Genomic DNA, 17256 nt, shown 5'->3' with positions numbered 1-17256 from the left:
GGTCGGATGCTCCTTCGCAAGCTCGGGCAATTACCGCAATCTCGACTCGGTTCAGAACAGTCGTTCGTGGTGGGCCCAGTGCGCCAGCTCCGCGTCGGCGATTTCGCGGACGCGTGTCGCATAGCGCTCGCGGTCGTCGCCGGCGAGGAATTCGCGCCACTGGCCGCTGGTTCCCCTGTGGAAGAAATTCTCGTTGCTCTGCCAGATCGCCTCGCTCGTGTTCGGCGCCGTCTTGTCGGCGTCCTTCTTCATGCGCTCGAAAGTCGCCGCCTCGACCAGCTCGGGCCAGCGCTCCTCGGGAATCGTGATCGCCAGGCGCCGCGCGAGCATTCGCATCTGCCCGTCCAGGTCGCGCTTCATGTCGTCGTAGTGCAGCAGGACGACGTTCGGCCGTGAGCGCTCTTTCCAGAACGTCGCGAGGTGGTTGAACACGTTCGCCAGCGACGTCGGCGTCTCGTTGACGGGCGTCGCATCGTCGGCCCACATCCAGAAGCGCTCCTGCGGCGTCGGCGGCTTCTCCGGCATGCCGTTGTCGACGATGCCCTGGATGTCCGCGTTGCTGCCGGTGGCCTGCTCGCGGACTTTCAGGAATCTCTCGACGTCGAGGTTGTCGGTGTGGTTGTCCCAGGAGCAAGCAATGTCGCGCGGATCACGCCCGACGCAGATGTAGGTGACGCGCTCGTCCCAGGGCAGGCCGTCCAGCGGAGTGTGCGTCTTGATGAAGCGGCGATGTGTCTGCGATGCCAGCAGCGCGAATACGTCGTCGCGCGAGCGCGTCAGCATGTCGAGCCACGGCGAGAGGCGGCTGAGCGGCTGCTCGAGCTCGGCGGTGCCGAACACCAGCGCCGCGCAGATGCGCTGCGTCCACGTCGTGCCCGCTTTCGGCGGCGTGCTGATGACGATGTCGCCTTCCCGGAACTCGAATCCGTCCCAGCGCGAGTTGTCGTACACGAACGTTCGATAATACTGGAGCGCCATCCGTTTCTCCTTCTGGTCCGGTCGCCTCGCGGCGACCTCGCACGGTCCGGTCGCCTCGCGGCGACCTCGCGCGGTCTGGTCGCCTCGCGGCGACCTTGCGCGGTCTGGTCGCCTTGCGGCGACCTCGCGTGTGCAGGCCGGCGCCGCCGCGGCCTCGAGTACGAGCGCCCAGCGCTACTCCGGCGCGCGCGCCGACTCAAGATCGCTGACGGGGGCGGCCCCGGGCGGGCGCGCATGGCGCTCGAGCCGCGGCGTTGCGGCGCGACCTTCTTCTTCGAAAACGCGGGCATGCAGGCGGTGGAGTGCGCTCTCGGCCTCGATGCGGACTCGTTCGAGGGCGGCGGCGTCGGCTCCCTCAGGGACCTCGATCGGACCTTCCATCCTTGCCCACACACGCCCGAACGGCAGCGCGATGGTCGTGCGATCCCAGGTCGGTGCGAGGATTGCCGGTGCGGCATGGATCTTGATGCACCAGACCGACGCGCGGGTCTCGAGCGCGACGAGCGCAAAACCAGGCTTGCAGGCGCCGGCGGGGCCGATCGATCCGTCGGGCGTGATCGCGATCACGAAGCCTTCGCGTGCGCGGCTGCGGCCGTAGCGGATCATTTCCCGAAGGGCGCCGAGAGGGCGGTGGCGACTCTCGCGGCCGCTGGTGCCTCCGCGCACATTGCAGTGACCGAGACTGCGCATGACTGCGTCGATGATGTCGCCGGCGTCGCCGGTGCTCGCCAGGCCGCAGACGCCGATGCCGCGCAGGAACCACGGCGCGACGAACACGTCCTGATGCATCATCACGAGCACGATGCGCTCGCCGCTTCGACGCCGCCGGTCGAGCTCGTGTGCGGCGGCCTCATCGACTCGCGAGGTGGCTGCCACCGTGCGCATCCACACTCGATAGACGAGCGGTGCGATGCGCACCACCAGGCGCATGCCGGCCTTCTTCGCGCGCCGCGCCGGCGGCATTGCCGCCGGGCCGCCGGAGTCGCTTGTCAGAAGCCCTTCTCGCGCAGCCACTGGACGATCTCGGCGGTCGCGCGGTCGCGGCCCCATTCGGCCGTGCCGGCCAGCGGGAACCCGTAGTGGTCGCCGTCGACTTCGACCAGTCGCTTGTCGGGCGAGCCGAGGCTGTCGAAGATCGTTCGTGCGTCCTCGCGATAGACGCCGTTATCCCCCGTGTAGCTGACGACGATCGAAGGCACTGCGACCATCGAGCCGCGCAGCGGGATCGCCGCGTTCGACGAGATTCCCGACCAGGTCGACAGCCATGCTTCGGGAGTGACCATGCGCGCGAAGCCGAAAGGGCCGTAATTGAACAGGTCGGGGCGATGCGTCCACAGCGAGCCGTAGTCGCGATTGGACGGGTCGAGCGACGGATCGACGTAGCGCGGATCGGCCTCGGTGCGGTAGATGCGCAGGAACTGCACGGCGATGGCCTCGCGCCACGGCGTTGCTTCGGACGGATGCTCCATCGCACGCCGGCGCGCATCGCGGCGCCGCGCGACCAGGGCGCGTGCGTGGTTGTCGATGCGCTCGACGCGCGCTCTTTGCCCATCGCGGTAGCGTGCGACGAAGGACGCATCGTAGCTGCTTGCTTCGGGCGCGGGACGAAAGCCGTTTGCCTGGTCGAACATGTCGATGCGCGAGTCGCAGGCTACAGGGTCGTTCTCGTCGACCACCGACGGATCGATCGCTTCGAGCAGGAACAGGCCTTCGCCGGGATGCGCCGCAAGGTAGACCATCGCATCGACCGGCGGCATCGTGAGCCGGTCGAGGCCGACGGGTTCTCCCGCCGGTGTTTGCGTGATCCGCATCTCCGGCGCCGTGTGCGCCTGGGAGATATAGAACGTGTAAAGGGATCCGCCGCCGCTGTTGCCGACGGGGATGACGTTCTCGAAGCCGATCTGGCGCAGAGTCTTCATGCCTGCGGCGACGTCGAAGAGCACGGTCTCGTGGATCAGCATGGAGTCGTTGCCGACCCAGCGGCTGTTCTGCGTGAACACGGCGTAGCCGGCTTCGAGAAGCGACGGCACGACGTAGTGGCGATGAAAGTCGGCGCGCGGGTGCATCACCGTGAGCACGGTGCGGGGTCGCGGTCCGGGCGGGAGCCACAGCACGCCGTGGCTGTTGGCGCGGTCCTCGCTTACGAGGCTCAGCACCAGAGACGAGGAGCCGACCGGCGGCTCGCGGTGAAACTCGACGGTGAGGTAGGGGTTTTCGTAGCGTCCGATGCGTGGCATGGCGGCAGAATTTAGCAGGCCGCTTGCGCCGAACGAATCGCGAGCGAGCGGACGGCCGTCGGCCACGAACGGGTCGCGGCTGGCCACCAGCGGGTCGCGGTTGGCCACCAGCGGGTCGCGGTTGGCCATGGCCGGCCCGCGGTCAGGCGCCAGCAGGCACGCGCTCAGCCGTGGTGGTGCCCCGCCTCGAGCCAGCGCTCGGCGTCGATGGCGGCCATGCAGCCGCTGCCGGCCGCGGTGACCGCCTGGCGGTAGATCGAGTCCTGCACGTCGCCGCACGCGAACACGCCGTCCACGCTGGTGTAGGTGCTGCCCGCTCGCGTCACGATGTAGCCCTTGTCGTCGAGCTCGATCTTGCGTTCGAAGATCTTCGTGTTCGGTACGTGGCCGATCGCCATGAACACGCCGTCGCAGGCGACGGTGGAGGTCGCGCCGGTCTTCGTGTTGCGAAGACGCGCGCCGGTGACGCCGCCGGCTGCCGCTTCACCGAGGATCTCGTCGATCGTGTGGTCGAGCAGGAAGTCGATCTTCGGATTGGCGTGGGCCCGATCGAGCATGATCTTGGATGCACGGAACTCTTCGCGCCGGTGCACGATGGTGACCGAGCTCGCGAACTTCGTGAGAAACCCCGCTTCTTCCATTGCCGAGTCGCCGCCGCCGACGACGAGGACTTTCTTTCCGCGAAAGAAGAAGCCGTCGCAGGTGGCGCACGCCGACACGCCGTGTCCCATCAGCGTCTGCTCGGACGGAAGGCCGAGAAGGCGAGCGGTGGCGCCTGTGGAAACGATCAGCGCATCGCACGTGAACGCGTGGTCGGCCGATTTCAGCGTGAACGGGCTTTTCGAAAAATCGACGCTTTCGATGTCGCCGGTCGCGAACTTCGTGCCGAAACGCGCGGCCTGCTCGCGAAACTGCACCATCATCTCCGGTCCCATCACGCCCTCGGGATATCCGGGGAAGTTCTCGACCTCGGTCGTGATCGTGAGCTGGCCGCCGGGCTGGGTGCCTTCGACGACCAGGGGAGCCAGGTTGGCGCGCGCAGCGTACAGGGCCGCCGTGAGGCCGGCTGGGCCGGAGCCGAGGATCAGGACTTTGTGGTGTTCGCTGGTCATGACGGCGCCGGATATAAGAACTCCCCGCCAGCCATGCAACCGAAGTCGAAATCCGAGCTGACCCATCTCGACGAAAAGGGGCGCGCCCGCATGGTCGACGTCGGTGCGAAGGACGTCACCGAACGCCGCGCCGTCGCGCGTGCGCGGCTTCGAACCAGCCCCGAAACGCTCGCGCGGATCCTGCAGGGCGACCTTCCGAAAGGCGACGTCCTCGCCGTCGCGCGCACGGCCGGCATCATGGCGGCCAAGCAGACTCCGTCGCTGATTCCGCTGTGCCATCCATTGCCGCTGACGTCGGTGGAGATCTCGTTCGCCGAAGGTCGCGAGGCCGGAGTGCTCGAGGTCGAGGCGCGCGTGTCGGTTACGGCGCGCACCGGCGCCGAGATGGAAGCGATGACGGCCGTGGCCGTCGCGGGCCTGACCGTCTACGACATGTGCAAGGCAGTCGACAAGTCGATGGTGCTGACCGACGTGCGCCTGGTCGCAAAGAGCGGCGGCAAGAGCGGGGACTTCCGGCGCGAAGACGAGTAGGCGCGCGTCGTCGCTCGTGAGCCGGCCCGGGCTCGCAAAAACACACTTCCGTCAATGACAGCGCGGCGCGCGGGGAGCGATCCTGCCCGAACGGCAGGGCCCGGCATTGACGGTGCGGGAATTAGCGTATATACGAGAATTCGTCTGGGATTCGGCCAAGGGGCTGGCCGACCTGGCGAAGCACGGCGTGTCCTTCGAAGAGGCGTCGACTGTCTTCGCGGATATGAAAGCGCTCGATGCGGATGACATCGCGCATTCGTCGCCATCGGAGTCTCGGAATCAGCGCCTTGGAATTTCCGGCAGCGGAAGGGTGTTGCTCGTGGTGTATACGATCAGGAGGTTGCCCGATGGCCAAGAAGCAATCCGCATCATCAGCGCGCGTCGCGCCAGCCGCAAGGAAAAGGCGGCCTACTCCCGATTCCGAGATCGATTTCTCTGATATTCCCGAAATGACCGACGAGGAGCTCGCGCGTGCCCGGCGCGTCAGTGGCCCAGGCCGTCCGCAATCCGGCAACGTCAAGCACATGATCGCGATCCGCATCGCGCCGGACGTGCTGTTCAAGCTTCGACAGATGGCGGCCAAGCGTGGCAAGCCTTACCAGACGTTCATCCACGACATGCTCGAGAGGGCGACGAAGCGCGAGAAGTAGCGCCGCGCGATCATTACAGCCTGGTCGCTGACCGGATGACGCGCAATCGATAGGCTGCCCGCATGAAATCGACGCCGGCGCGCAGCGATTCCACCCAAGCCCTGCGATCCCACGACAGCTCGCCCGCCACGTGGCCGGAGACCGAGCGCCCGCGCGAGCGCCTGCTCGCCCTCGGCCCAAGCGTGCTCAGCGACGGCGAAGCGCTCGCCGTGATCTTCGGCACGGGACACCCGGGAGCCGGAACCGCGCTCACTATCGCCCGGAACGTGTTGGCGACCTTCGGCGACCTGCGCGGCGTGCTCAGCGCGTCGGTCGCCGAGCTTGCGTCTCTTCCGGGAGTCGGCCGCGCGCGGGCTGCGACCATCGTCGCGATTGCCGAGCTCTCGCGCCGCGTCCGTGCCGACAGGCTCGACGCCGGCGCGGTGCTCTGCTCGGCATCCGCGGTGTACGCGCACTTCGGCCCGCTGCTGTCGGACGACAAGCGCGAGAGCTTCTTCGCCGTGCTCGTCGACGGCCGCAATCGCGTGATCGCCAAGACGCGCGTGTCCCAAGGATCGCTGGGCTCATCCGTCGTGCATCCTCGCGAAGCGTTTCGCAGTGCCGTGCGCGAGGCCGCCGCCGCGGTGCTGTTCGTGCACAACCATCCGAGCGGCGATCCGACGCCGAGCCAGGAAGACCGTCGCATCACGGTGAGGCTGCGGCACGCGGGCGAGCTGATGGGAATTCCGGTGCTCGACCACGTCGTCGTCGGGCGCAGCGGGTACTGGTCGTTCGCGGAGAACGGGTGGGCCTAGCAGGCTGGAGTCGGCGGCCACGCACCCGGCGCAGCCGCCCCCCGTTCAGAACGGGATGTCGTCGTCGGCCGGTGGGCCCGAGGAGGGACCGGAGTAATCTTCGTCACCCCGGCTGCGGCCGGCTCCCGTACCCGCACCGGCACCGGCACCGGCAGCGCCGCCGGCACCGCCGACGAACTGGACGCGGTCGGCGACGATCTCGGTCGAATAGCGGTCGTGGCCTTCCTTGTCCTGCCATTTGCGGGTCTGGAGGCGGCCTTCGACGAAGACCTGGCGGCCTTTGGCGAGGTATTGCTTGCAGTTTTCTGCCTGGCGGCCCCACACGACGATGGTGTGCCACTCGGTGCGCTCCTGGCGCTGGCCGTTGGCGTCGTTCCAGGAGTCGGTGGTGGCCACGCGCAGCGTAGTCACGGCCTTGCCGCTGGTGGTGTTGCGCAACTCGGGGTCCTGTCCAAGATTGCCAAGGACCATTACCTTGTTAAGTGAAGCCATGGTGTCCTCTTGCGAGCGCCCGATGTGGCGACCGGAAATGCTGGCGGCGAGGCTAGGTCCGCCCCCGGACCGAGTCAATGACACCGAAGTGCTGACTCGCGGCGCTTCGCACGTACTCGCAGCAATCCTGTGCGTTCGAGTCACGGCAACGGACGCGGGCGTCGCAGATCAACCTTGAGTCTCCTCGTCGCCTACCTGCGGCTGCTTGCGTTCTTCGCGTTCAGCGCGGTGATGCTGATCGCGATGTCGCTGGCGGTCCTGGCAAAGCCGGGCACTCTTGCGTACTGGCCCGTCGCCGAAATCTGGATCAACGGCATCCTCAAGATCTTCGGCGTCACGCTCGTCGTGACGGGGCAGGAGAACCTCGACCCCAACCGCACCTACGTCGTGATGGCCAACCACAGGAGCCAGCTCGATCCGGTCGCGATGGGGGTCGCCGTCCTTCCGCGCGTCACGCGCTGGGTCGCCAAGAAGGAGCTGCGCCGGGTGCCGATCCTGGGCAAGGCTCTCGAGCTCACCGGGCAGATCTTCATCGATCGCGGCGATCATTCCTCCGCCGTCAAGGCGCTCGGCCGTCACGCGAGCGATCGCGACGCGCTGATCTGTTTCTTTCCCGAAGGGCACCGCTCGTCGACGCGACAGATGCTGCCGTTCAAGAAAGGCGCAGCCGCTTTCGCGATCTCGTCCAAACTCTGGGTGCTGCCGATGGCGGTTTCCGGCTCCGAGCGTTGCATCGCCAATCATTCGGTGATCTCGACACCTGGCACCATCCACGTGTGCTTTGGAAATCCCATCGATACCACCGGCATGACCGAAGACGACCGCGCCGCGCTCACCGATCGCGTGCGCCGCCAGCTCGAAGACATGCTGATGGAGCTCGAGGGACCGGTTGCCGAAGAAGCCCCGGCGCGCGTCGCGCTGAGCGCCTGACGGAGACGAAGGCGCCGCGATGGCCAGCCAGCCTCCTCTTCGCCTCGTTCCCCTCGGCGGTCTCGGCGAGTTCGGCCTCAACTGCATGGTCGTCGAGCGCGGCGCCGACGCCATCGCGATCGACTGCGGCGTGATGTTCCCCGATGCCCAGCACCTCGGCATCGACCTGATCATCCCCGACATCACTTATCTTCGCGAGCTCGGCGACCGTTTCCGCGGCTTCGTGCTGACGCACGGGCACGAGGATCATCTCGGCGCGCTGCCGTACGTCTGGAGCGAGTTCGACGTGCCGGTGTACGCGACCCGTTTTACTGCCGGCCTCCTGAAGGAGCGGCTGATCGACCACTCGCGCCTTGCCGGCCGCCCGATCGAGATCTTCGGCGACGGCGAGCGTTTCTCGATCGGCGCGATGGAAATCGAGGCGATCCCGGTCACCCACAGCATCGTCGATGCGGTGGCGCTGGCGGTGCGCACCGGCGGCGAGACCGTCGTGCACAGCGGCGACTTCAAGATCGACCAGACACCGATCGACGGCCGCGCTTTCGCATCCGAACGCTTCCGCGCTCTTGGCGATGAAGGCGTCAAGGTGCTGATGAGCGACTCGACCAACATCGAGAAAGAAGGCCACAGCGGCTCCGAGCGCCTGGTGCGCGGCATGATGGAGCCGATGTTCGCGGCCACCAGCGGCCGCGTCTTCGTCGCGACGTTCGCGTCGCACATCCATCGCATCGCCGCCATCATGTCGCTGGCCCACCAGTTCGGCAGGAAGATCGTGATCCTCGGCCGGCGCATGGAAGCGAACACGTCGCTGGCCAACGCGATCGGCCACCTCGGCATTCCCGGCGACCTGCTCGTCGACCCGCGCGACGCCCAGCGCATGAAGCCGCACGAGGTCTGCTACCTGCTGACGGGCTCCCAGGGCGAGCCGCGTTCGGCGCTTTCGCGCATCGCGTTCGGCAACATGCCGGGCGTCGTCCCGGGGCCGGACGATGCGGTGATCTTCTCGTCCAAGGTCATCCCGGGCAACGAAAGGCCGATCGGCGCCGTGATCGACCAGCTCTACCGCCTCGGCTGCGAAGTCTACTATCCGCGCTTCCAGCGCGCGCACGTGTCAGGCCACGCGTGCCGCGAAGAGCTGAAGACGATGCTCGAGCTGGTCAGGCCGGAATATTTCGTTCCGCTGCACGGCGAGTACCGCAACCTCGTCCACCACGCGCGCCTGGCCGTGGAAACGGGGGTGGCCGAAGACAAGACCGTTCTGATGACCGACGGCGACGTGCTCGAGATCGGCGCGGACGGCCATCTGCGAAACGAAACGGTGACGGTCGGCCGCGTGCTGATCGACGGCGGAGTAATCGGCATCGACGACGAGAGCGTCATGCGCGACCGGCGCAACATCGCGCGCGACGGCATGGTGCTGGCCGTGCTCGCCGTGGCGCAGCAGAGCGGCCTGATCCTTTCCGGGCCCGAGTTCCTGATGCGAGGCGTCGTCACGAGCGGCGAAGACGTCGAGCCCGACGTCGAGCCGCTGCGCCGCGCGGTCGTCGATTCGATCACCGCGATGCCGAAGGCGGCCGTGCGCGACCTCGATGCGCTCAACGAGGAAGTGCGCCTGGCGGTGCGGCGCTATTTCCGGCGCACGTTCGGGTCGAGGCCGGTGGTCGTTCCCTACGTCGTCGAGCTCTGACGCCGGCGCTGCGCTGCTTCGCGGCGCGCGCATTTCCTGTGATGTGATATTCGCGTCCTGATCCCGATCGCCTGACTTCCATGTCGTTGATCGCCGGTGCCGGCGGGCCCACACCCGCAATCGCCGGTCGCCGCTCTTCGCACGCTCGTGTGCAGGGGCACGGCGACCGCGCGCGGAGGTGGGCTCATGGCGCGGAAGTCTGCAGCGTTTCCTTTTCTGGCGGCGGCGATCTTTTCCTTCCCTTGGGGTGCGACGTGTACGCAGGCCGCCAATTCGTCGACTGGTCAGTGGCGTGCCCCCGGTTGTCACAGCTCGTACACGCTGCCGGCCAACGCCAGTGTCGAGGCCGCGTGCGTCGCCGCGGCCGCCGACTGCGGCGGAAGGTTTGCCGGCGTCTATCCGAGCGACAAGTGGTACATCCAGAACTGCCGCTGGACCGACGCGCTCACGACCGGCCAGCAGGTGACGTGGGACTGCTATAACGGCGGCGGCTACACGCGAAAGCCGTATTTCCAGTGTCTTTACGACGGCAACCGCCGCGAAAGGCCCCAGTGCGAGAAACCGTCCGGAGCACTCGTCAACGCGACGACGCCGAATCCCATCGACCTGCTGACCGGGTCCAAGCTCCTGCAGGCCGGCGACTTCGAGACCGCCGACGGCCTGATGAGGGTGCGCCGCCTGTACCGCAGCACTGCCGCCGGCGAAGCCCGCGTCGCTGCCGCACCACCGAAAGGCGCAGGCGCGGGGTGGCGCTTCGAGTTCATGCCGGAGCTGCACATCGCGAGCGATTTTTCTGCATCGGCGCCGTACGTGACGTGGCACTGGAACGACGGCTCGGCGTACGATTTCATGCGATCCTCCAGCGGAAGCATGGACCCGCTGTTCCAGGCCGGCATTCCGTTCAGCAGCATGCGCCTCTCCTTCGTCGGCGCCTGGCCGTCGAACCTTTCGGCTGTTGCGCAGACGCAGACGCACTGGCAACTCATCGATCCCGACGGCACGACGTGGGATCTCGAGTCGTACAACGCGACCGGTGCGAAGCCTCCGCTCTACAATGTCGCGCGTCCCACTGCGCGCACGACGCGAAGCGGTTACCGCTGGAGCTTTCACTACGATGCCGGCACCCAGCAGCTCGCATCGATCAGCGACACCTTCGGCCGTACGCTGATGTTTACGTGGGTGTGGCAGGACGCGGCAGCGCGGCTCGGCGCCATCGGGCTGCCCGCGGTCGCCGAGGCGATCTCGCTCGTCGGGCTGCCCGACGGCACGACGCTGCGCTACTCGTACGCATCGCAGGCCGCGCAGGATCCGTTCTCGACGCCCGACGTGCTGGCGCGCGTCGAGCGCATCGACGTCGCGGGCGCCGTCGTCGATTCGACCACGTATCACCACGAAAATGCCGACTTCCCGACCTTCGTCACCGGGATCACCGACGGGCGCGGCGTGAGGGCGTGGAATTTCGCGTACGATTCCAGCGGAAAGGCCGTCTCGAGCGAGCGTGCCGGCGGCTCCGACCGTTTTCGCGTCTCGTACTCGGCCGACGGGGCCAATCCGCCGACCCGCACCGTCACCAATCCCCTCGGGCGAAGCGCCGTCTACCGCTACGCCGACAAGTGGACGACGCGCCTGGTCGGCATCGACGGCCAGGCCACCGCGAGCTGTCCGGCCGACGTGCAATCGATCGCCTACTTCACGACCGGTGCTGCCACGGGTTTCCTCTCGTCGACCACCGACCAGGAAGGGCGCGTCACCAGCTACACGCGCGACGGGCGCGGTCGTCCGCTGACCATCACCGAAGCGACGGGCACTTCCGACCAGCGCACGACGTCGATCGCCTGGCATCCGACGATGGATGTGCCGCTTTCGGTGTCCCGTCCCGGGCTGACGAAGACCTACGCGTACGACGGCGGACTGCTGCATTCCGTTACGCTCACCGACACGACTTCGATCACGGTGCCGTACGTGACCGGCGCAAGGACGCGCACCTGGACGTACGGCTACACGACCGGCGGCTTGCTGCACACTGTGGATGGACCGCTGCCGGGACCGGTCGACGTCGTCACGTACGATTACGATGACAGCGGATACCTCGCGCGTGTGACCAACGCCCTCGGCGAGGCCACGACGATTGCCGCCGTCAACGGACGCGGCCAGCCGACGCGGATCGTCGATGCGGACGGCGTGGCCACGGAGGTCGGCTACGACGGCGACGGTCGCCTTGCGTCGCTGCTGCACAACCCGGGACCGGACGAGGAGACGACCCGGATCGACTACGACGGGGCCGGAGACGTCCTCCGTCTCACCCGCGGCGACGGGAGCTATCTCGAATATGCATACGATGATGCCCGCAGGGTCGTTTCGATGACGAACGGCGACGGGGAAACGATCGAATACACGTACAATGCGGCCTCGGAGCCGACGTCGGTGAACGTCCAATCCCGCTCGGGAGCCATCGTCGAGAGCCGCTCCCGCATTTACGACGAGCTGGCCAGGCTGCGCCGCGAGATCGGCGCGGATACTGCGCAGACCACGTTCGCCTATGACAGGGACGACGAGGTCGTCAGCGTAAGCGATCCGCGCTCGTACCTGTTCCAGTTCGCGTTCGACCGGCTCGGGCGCCTCGTGCAGGTGACGGATCCTGCGTCCGGTCGCACGACGATCGGGTACGACCCCCGCGACGACACGACGGCGGTCACCGACGCGCGCGGCCTGGCGACGAGCTACGTCGTCGATGGATTCGGCGAGCTCATCCGTCGCGGCAGCCCCGATACCGGCGTCACCGACTACGTTCGCAACGAGCTCGGGCTGGCCACGGCGAGCACCGATGCTCGCGGTGTGACGACCTCGTTCACGTACGATGCGCTCGGCCGCATTCTGTCCAGGTCATTCGCGTCGGACTCTTCTGCAAACATTTCGTACTCGTACGATTCCGCCGACAGCGGAAATTTCGGAGTCGGGCGCCTGACGGCAGTTCGCGACGCGTCGGGAACGACGTCGCTTACCTGGAATGCACTCGGGCGGCTGGTCGGTGTCTCGCGCACCGACGGCTCGCGAGTCTACGCGACAGCGTACGACTACGACCGAGCCGGCCGGATTTCGGCGGTCGCGTATCCTTCCGGCCGCATCGTCAGCTTCGAACGGGATGCTTCCGGACGCATCGCGGGCGTGCAGACGCGCGACAACGCTGAGTCGGCCCCGCAGACGGTGGTCTCCGACATCGACTGGCTGGCGTATTTTCCCGACGCCGACGCCGACGCCGACGCCGACGCCGACGCCGGCGCTGCGCTTGGCGCAGCGCCCATGCCCGGATCTCCCCAGCTTTCCGGCCTGGCCGGTCTTCGTTACGGCAACGGTCTGGTGCTTCGCTACGGCTACGACCTCGACGGGCGTCTCGCGCAGATGTCGGTCTCCAGCGAGACCGGAGCCGCAATCCAGGACCTTTCGCTCGGCTATGATGCGTCGGCGAACCCGGTCACGATCAGCGACAACCTCGACGCGTCGCGGTCGCAGGCATTGCGCTACGACTCGCTCGGTCGTCTGGGGCATGCGGATGGAGCCTACGGTCACATCGACTACGCGTACGACGCGGACGGCAACCGCGTGCACCGCACGGTGGACCGCGGATCTCTCATCGACGAGTCGTACTGGTACCCGTCTTCGAGCAACCGCCTTGCGAGCGTGACCACGGCAACGAGTCTTCGGGCGTTCGGCTACACGGCCGACGGATCCGTACAGTCGGACACTCGTGGCAACGTGCTCGTGAGCTCGACGTATCGCGCCGACGGCCGCCTCGCCTCGGTCGCTGCAGATTCCGGACCGATGGCTTCGCGCTCCTACCAGTACGATGCGGATGGCCACCGCGTTGCAGAAACGAGCCAGGATCGCCTGGGCGGTCTCATTCAGACTTCGTCACGCGAATACGTCTACGACATCGCCGGTCACCTGCTGGCCGAATACGACACGACCGACGGCGATGCGGCGCTCGTTCGCGAGTACATCTGGCTCGGCGACGTCCCGCTCGCGCTGGTCGACGGGCAAGACGCGGACGGGCTTCTGTTCGTGCACACCGACCACCTCGGCCGCCCGCAGAAAATCACCGGCGCAGACCAGGCGCTCGTCTGGGACGGACAGTTCGATCCTTTCGGCGAAGAAGTCTCGGTTTCGGGCTCGATTGCGCTGCCGCTTCGCTTCCCGGGGCAGCAGTGGGACGCAGGCGCTGCTCTCAGCCAGAACTGGAACAGGGACTACGATCCGACGCTCGGCCGTTACATCGAGAGCGATCCCGCCGGGCTCGACGGCGGCATCGACACGTACGCGTACGCGCAAAGCAGCCCGCTGCGCCAGGTCGATCCGACCGGCCGCCAGCTCTGGTGGCCGCCGAACGGCGACGGCCTTCCGCTTCCGTTCCAGCTCCAGGACGGCGTCTGCACGCATCCGGCGGACGTCTTCAACTGGGATCCGGTGCTGGTACGCTGCTGCGAAGAGCACGATCGCTGCTACGAAAAATACCGCTGCAACCAGACGAGCTTCCTTCCGATGGGAAACCTGCTTGGTCCGTGCAAGTCGATCTGCAACCTGCAGGTGGAGCTGTGCGTGGCCAATCGCCTGATGACGCGAAAGATCGACCAGTGCGCAGGCGCGAAGCAATGAAAGAGGCGATAGGAAAAGTCGCGATCGCGGTCGCAGTGCTGGCCGGACTGGCCTCCTGCGACCCGCGGTCGGTCTTTTTCGTCGAATCGAATTTCACCGTCGCCGACTCTTCGCGCCTGCCGCACTGGGTGCACCTGGCGCCGCCACTCTCGCGCAGCGACGTCGTCGCCCGGCTGATCCTCTACACGTTCGGAAAACCGACGATGGAAGTGAGGCGCAAGGACGGCACCGTGATCAGCTCGGAGAGCCTGAGCATCGTCCGCCGCTGGAGCACGGCCCCCGACGACGAAACCAAGGTCGACCCTGCGGTGAACTACCCGGCCTACATGGTTCTCGACGTCGACGGGGTCCGCGATACCGTCGAGTTCCGCCGCATGGAGTCGGTCGTCTCCATGGTCGACTACTCGATTCCCGAGGACGTGCCGGACCAGCCTGCCGCCGCGGCTCCGCCCTGATCGGCCCTGGCCTGCGCAGCCCCGTCAGTTGAGGCCCGCCCCCGGCGCGGTTACCATTGCGCGCTGGCAGTGGAGGTAGGCGGCGGGTGCGGACAGTCTGGCAAGCTCTGATCCTGGGTGTCATCCAGGGACGGACCGAATTTCTTCCCGTCTCGAGCGACGGGCACCTCGCCGAGGGGCAGCCTGAGGGTCTTTGCGATATACTGCCGGATGGTCGGCAGTCTGACGCTGGAGTGGAGTGTGTGGCGTGGGGTCGGTAGCTAGGCCGGGCGCAAGCAGCAAGGATCCTTCGAGGCTGATCCAGGAAGTCGAGGCGATCGTCGCGTCGGCCATGGCGGCGTTCCTCGCCGTCTGCCTGCTTTCCTACGTCCCCGAATCGCCGGGTGTGAACCACGGCGGCCTTCTCGGATTCACGCTGGCCGACATCCTCGTGCAGGGCTTCGGCTACGGAGCCTTCGTGTTCCCCGGCGCCCTCGGCGCGGCCGGCGCCTCGCTGTTCCTCAGCCGCAAGATGCGCCTGACGCCGGTTCGCTGGGTCGGCGCGGTGTTCCTCCTCTTCCTCGTCTCGATCACCCTCGGTGTCTACCGCCCCTACGCAGAGCCGGAGGCGGCCGGAGGCTGGGTCGGCGGCTTCCTTGCCACGCTGATGCTGCAGGGCATCGGCCGCGGCGGCTCGGTGGTGCTGCTGGTCTCCCTGTTCCTTCTCGACTTCATGATGATCACGGGGCACGCGCTGTCGGAGCTCATCCGGCGCCTGGCGATGGCCATCGACCAGGCGTTCGAGACGGCGCGCCAAGCGCTGCGCGACTTTTTCCGTTCGATCGTCGAGAAGCTCCATCTTCCTTCGCTGCGGCCTCGGTTGCGGCTGCGGCTGCCGCTGCCGTCGTTCCTGCGGCGCAGGCAGGTCGCCGTCGTCGAGCCGCGAATCGTGCGGCAGCGGGCACGCGCGGACGAAGACGACGACGAAGTCGACGAGGACGAGGCTCCTGCAAAGCCTGCGCGCCGCGGCTCGCCGATCATCGAAGTGCTGCGCCCGAAGGCTCGCGAAAAAGCCAAGTCCCGCGAAGCCACCCAGGCCGAGTTCTCCTTCGGCAACCTGTCGGGCAACTTCCGCATCCCGGCCTCGAGCCTGCTCGGCAAGCACGACGACCGCGGCGAGTACGTCGACGAGAAAGCGCTGGTCGACAGCTCGGCGATCCTCGAGCAGAAGCTCGCGACGTTCGGGGTCGGCGGCCGCGTCACGGCAGTGCGGCCCGGGCCCGTCATCACCACCTACGAGTTCGAGCCGGAAGCCGGCGTCAAGGTCAGCCGCGTCGTCAATCTCTGCGACGACCTGACGATGGCGCTTCGCGCGCACGGCGTTCGCATCGTCGCGCCGATTCCCGGCAAGAACTGCGTCGGCATCGAGGTCTCGAACAAGAACCGCGCCGTCGTCGGTCTGCGCGACCTCGTGGACGCGGCCGAGTTCCGCGACCATCGCTCGCCTCTTGCGCTCGCTCTCGGCCGCGACACGACCGGACGCGCCGTTTACGCAGACCTCGCCAAGATGCCGCACCTTCTGATGGCCGGCGCCACCGGCACCGGAAAGTCGGTCGCGCTCAATACGTACATCCTGTCGATCCTGTACAAGGCCACGCCGAACGACGTGCGCTTCATCATGATCGACCCGAAGATGCTCGAGCTGTCGCTGTACGAAGGGATTCCGCACCTGCTCGTGCCGGTCGTCACCGACGTCAAGAAGGCCGCGGCCGCGCTGGCCAACGTGATGCGCGAGATGGACCGGCGCTTCGAGCTGATGAAGGACAAGAAAGTCCGCAGCCTCGACGACTACAACCGCCGCATCGCCGAGGAGGCCGCCGCCGCAGCGGCCGAAGCCGGCCGTGCGAAACCGGTGGCGAAGGCTGCTGCGACCGAATCCGAATCCGATGCGGAGGGTGAAGGCGAGGCAGTCGCGGATGCAGCGCCGGAAATTCCGGCGCTGCGGCACGAACACCTGCCGCGCATCCTCGTCATCATCGACGAGCTGGCCGACCTGATGATGACGGTCGGCCGCGAAGTCGAATCCGCGATCACCCGGCTTGCGCAAAAAGCGCGCGCAGCCGGCATCCACCTCATCGTCGCGACGCAGCGACCCTCGGTGGACGTCATCACCGGACTGATCAAGGCGAACTTCCCGTCGCGCATTTCGTTCCAGGTCACGTCGCGTCCGGATTCGCGGACCATCCTGGACACCGTCGGTGCCGACCGCCTTCTCGGCAACGGCGATGCGCTCTACATGGCGCCCGGGACGTCGCACCTGCAGCGCCTGCACGGAGGCCTCGTCGGCGACGGCGAAATCAAGCTGATCGTCGATTTCCTGCGCGGCCAGGGCGAGCCCGACTACCGCATGGAAATCCTCGAAACCGGCAGCGAAGACGGCGACGACGAGGACGGTGAGGACACGTACGACGAGCTCTACGACCGTGCCGTCTCGCTGGTAACCCAGCACGGCCAGGGCTCGACTTCATGGCTCCAGCGCAAGCTCGGCATCGGCTACAACCGCTCGGCGCGCATCATGGAAATGATGGAGCGCGAAGGGGTGGTCGGGCCCGCCGATGGCGCCAAACCCCGGAAAGTGCTCGTATCGGCGCTCTGATCGTGACCCTGCAATTCTTACGGTCCGCGCGTTGCCGTCCAGGCGATGCGCGGCGCACGCTCGTCGCGCTCGTCGCAGCGGGCTTTCTCTGTTGTCCGCTTGCGG

Annotated in this window: 14 protein-coding genes; 9 read left to right on the top strand and 5 right to left on the bottom strand. The window is 67.1% G+C overall.

Going from position 1 to position 17256, the window contains the following annotated elements; translation table 11 throughout:
* Positions 1-51 precede the first annotated feature (51 nt).
* The 4 genes from VGK20_06935 to trxB form a co-directional block, all read right to left on the bottom strand.
* Positions 52-978 (bottom strand): sulfotransferase domain-containing protein, encoded by a 927-nt coding sequence (locus VGK20_06935; protein HEY2773770.1) that lies wholly within the window; start codon positions 976-978, stop codon positions 52-54.
* A gap of 174 nt (positions 979-1152) precedes the next feature.
* Positions 1153-1992, bottom strand: a complete 840-nt coding sequence (locus VGK20_06930) for a DUF374 domain-containing protein (protein HEY2773769.1) — start codon at positions 1990-1992, stop codon at positions 1153-1155.
* The gene (locus VGK20_06925; protein HEY2773768.1) at positions 1968-3344 is read right to left on the bottom strand and encodes an alpha/beta hydrolase; all 1377 of its coding nucleotides are present in this window, start codon (positions 3342-3344) and stop codon (positions 1968-1970) included. The genes VGK20_06930 and VGK20_06925 overlap by 25 nt, the downstream gene beginning before the upstream one ends.
* A 35-nt stretch (positions 3345-3379) precedes the next feature.
* Entirely contained in the window at positions 3380-4327 is a 948-nt protein-coding gene (gene trxB, locus VGK20_06920) for a thioredoxin-disulfide reductase (GenBank protein HEY2773767.1), read from the bottom strand.
* A gap of 33 nt (positions 4328-4360) precedes the next feature.
* Here trxB and moaC point away from each other — a divergent pair, with 33 nt between their 5' ends.
* The 4 genes from moaC to radC all read left to right on the top strand — a co-directional run bounded on the left by moaC (position 4361) and on the right by radC (position 6302).
* The gene (gene moaC / locus VGK20_06915) at positions 4361-4858 is read left to right on the top strand and encodes a cyclic pyranopterin monophosphate synthase MoaC (GenBank protein ID HEY2773766.1); all 498 of its coding nucleotides are present in this window, start codon (positions 4361-4363) and stop codon (positions 4856-4858) included.
* A 112-nt stretch (positions 4859-4970) separates the two neighbouring features.
* Positions 4971-5297, top strand: coding sequence for a BrnT family toxin (locus VGK20_06910; GenBank protein ID HEY2773765.1), 327 nt, complete (start codon positions 4971-4973; stop codon positions 5295-5297).
* A 10-nt stretch (positions 5298-5307) separates the two neighbouring features.
* The gene (locus VGK20_06905; GenBank protein HEY2773764.1) at positions 5308-5508 is read left to right on the top strand and encodes a BrnA antitoxin family protein; all 201 of its coding nucleotides are present in this window, start codon (positions 5308-5310) and stop codon (positions 5506-5508) included.
* Between the two features lie 62 nt (positions 5509-5570).
* The gene (gene radC, locus VGK20_06900) at positions 5571-6302 is read left to right on the top strand and encodes a DNA repair protein RadC (GenBank protein ID HEY2773763.1); all 732 of its coding nucleotides are present in this window, start codon (positions 5571-5573) and stop codon (positions 6300-6302) included.
* A gap of 45 nt (positions 6303-6347) precedes the next feature.
* Here radC and VGK20_06895 read toward each other — a convergent pair whose 3' ends face one another.
* Complete coding sequence (locus VGK20_06895) at positions 6348-6794, bottom strand: single-stranded DNA-binding protein (protein ID HEY2773762.1); 447 nt, start codon at positions 6792-6794, stop codon at positions 6348-6350.
* A gap of 174 nt (positions 6795-6968) precedes the next feature.
* Here VGK20_06895 and VGK20_06890 point away from each other — a divergent pair, with 174 nt between their 5' ends.
* The 5 genes from VGK20_06890 (at position 6969) to VGK20_06870 (ending at position 17151) form a co-directional block, all read left to right on the top strand.
* Positions 6969-7724, top strand: coding sequence for a lysophospholipid acyltransferase family protein (locus VGK20_06890; GenBank protein HEY2773761.1), 756 nt, complete (start codon positions 6969-6971; stop codon positions 7722-7724).
* Between the two features lie 19 nt (positions 7725-7743).
* Positions 7744-9411 carry a ribonuclease J gene (locus VGK20_06885; protein HEY2773760.1) on the top strand — a complete coding sequence of 556 codons (1668 nt, stop codon included), beginning with the start codon at positions 7744-7746 and terminating at the stop codon, positions 9409-9411.
* Positions 9412-9597: 186 nt separating this feature from the next.
* Positions 9598-14061: an RHS repeat-associated core domain-containing protein gene (locus tag VGK20_06880; protein HEY2773759.1), complete on the top strand. Its 4464-nt coding sequence runs from the start codon at positions 9598-9600 to the stop codon at positions 14059-14061.
* Positions 14058-14516: a hypothetical protein gene (locus VGK20_06875; protein ID HEY2773758.1), complete on the top strand. Its 459-nt coding sequence runs from the start codon at positions 14058-14060 to the stop codon at positions 14514-14516. Before VGK20_06880 ends, VGK20_06875 begins: the two co-directional genes overlap by 4 nt.
* A 247-nt stretch (positions 14517-14763) precedes the next feature.
* Positions 14764-17151 (top strand): DNA translocase FtsK 4TM domain-containing protein, encoded by a 2388-nt coding sequence (locus VGK20_06870; GenBank protein ID HEY2773757.1) that lies wholly within the window; start codon positions 14764-14766, stop codon positions 17149-17151.
* Positions 17152-17256 lie beyond the last annotated feature (105 nt).

The sequence above is a fragment of the Candidatus Binatia bacterium genome, from assembly GCA_036493895.1.
Classification (GTDB): Bacteria; Desulfobacterota; Binatia; order UBA1149; family CAITLU01; genus DATNBU01.
The sequence above is the reverse complement of the archived record's forward strand: the minus strand, read 5'-3'. Positions and strand labels throughout refer to the sequence as shown.

Bases quoted from the DNA above. Each gene is read 5' to 3' on its own strand.
- radC (HEY2773763.1), top strand. From the start codon at position 5,571: ATGAAATCGACGCCGGCGCGCAGCGATTCCACCCAAGCCCTGCGATCC.
- trxB (HEY2773767.1), bottom strand. From the start codon at position 4,327: ATGACCAGCGAACACCACAAAGTCCTGATCCTCGGCTCCGGCCCAGCC.
- VGK20_06905 (HEY2773764.1), top strand. From the start codon at position 5,308: ATGACCGACGAGGAGCTCGCGCGTGCCCGGCGCGTCAGTGGCCCAGGC.
- VGK20_06880 (HEY2773759.1), top strand. From the start codon at position 9,598: ATGGCGCGGAAGTCTGCAGCGTTTCCTTTTCTGGCGGCGGCGATCTTT.
- VGK20_06875 (HEY2773758.1), top strand. From the start codon at position 14,058: ATGAAAGAGGCGATAGGAAAAGTCGCGATCGCGGTCGCAGTGCTGGCC.
- VGK20_06925 (HEY2773768.1), bottom strand. From the start codon at position 3,344: ATGGCCAACCGCGACCCGCTGGTGGCCAACCGCGACCCGCTGGTGGCC.
- moaC (HEY2773766.1), top strand. From the start codon at position 4,361: ATGCAACCGAAGTCGAAATCCGAGCTGACCCATCTCGACGAAAAGGGG.
- VGK20_06885 (HEY2773760.1), top strand. From the start codon at position 7,744: ATGGCCAGCCAGCCTCCTCTTCGCCTCGTTCCCCTCGGCGGTCTCGGC.
- VGK20_06935 (HEY2773770.1), bottom strand. From the start codon at position 978: ATGGCGCTCCAGTATTATCGAACGTTCGTGTACGACAACTCGCGCTGG.
- VGK20_06895 (HEY2773762.1), bottom strand. From the start codon at position 6,794: ATGGCTTCACTTAACAAGGTAATGGTCCTTGGCAATCTTGGACAGGAC.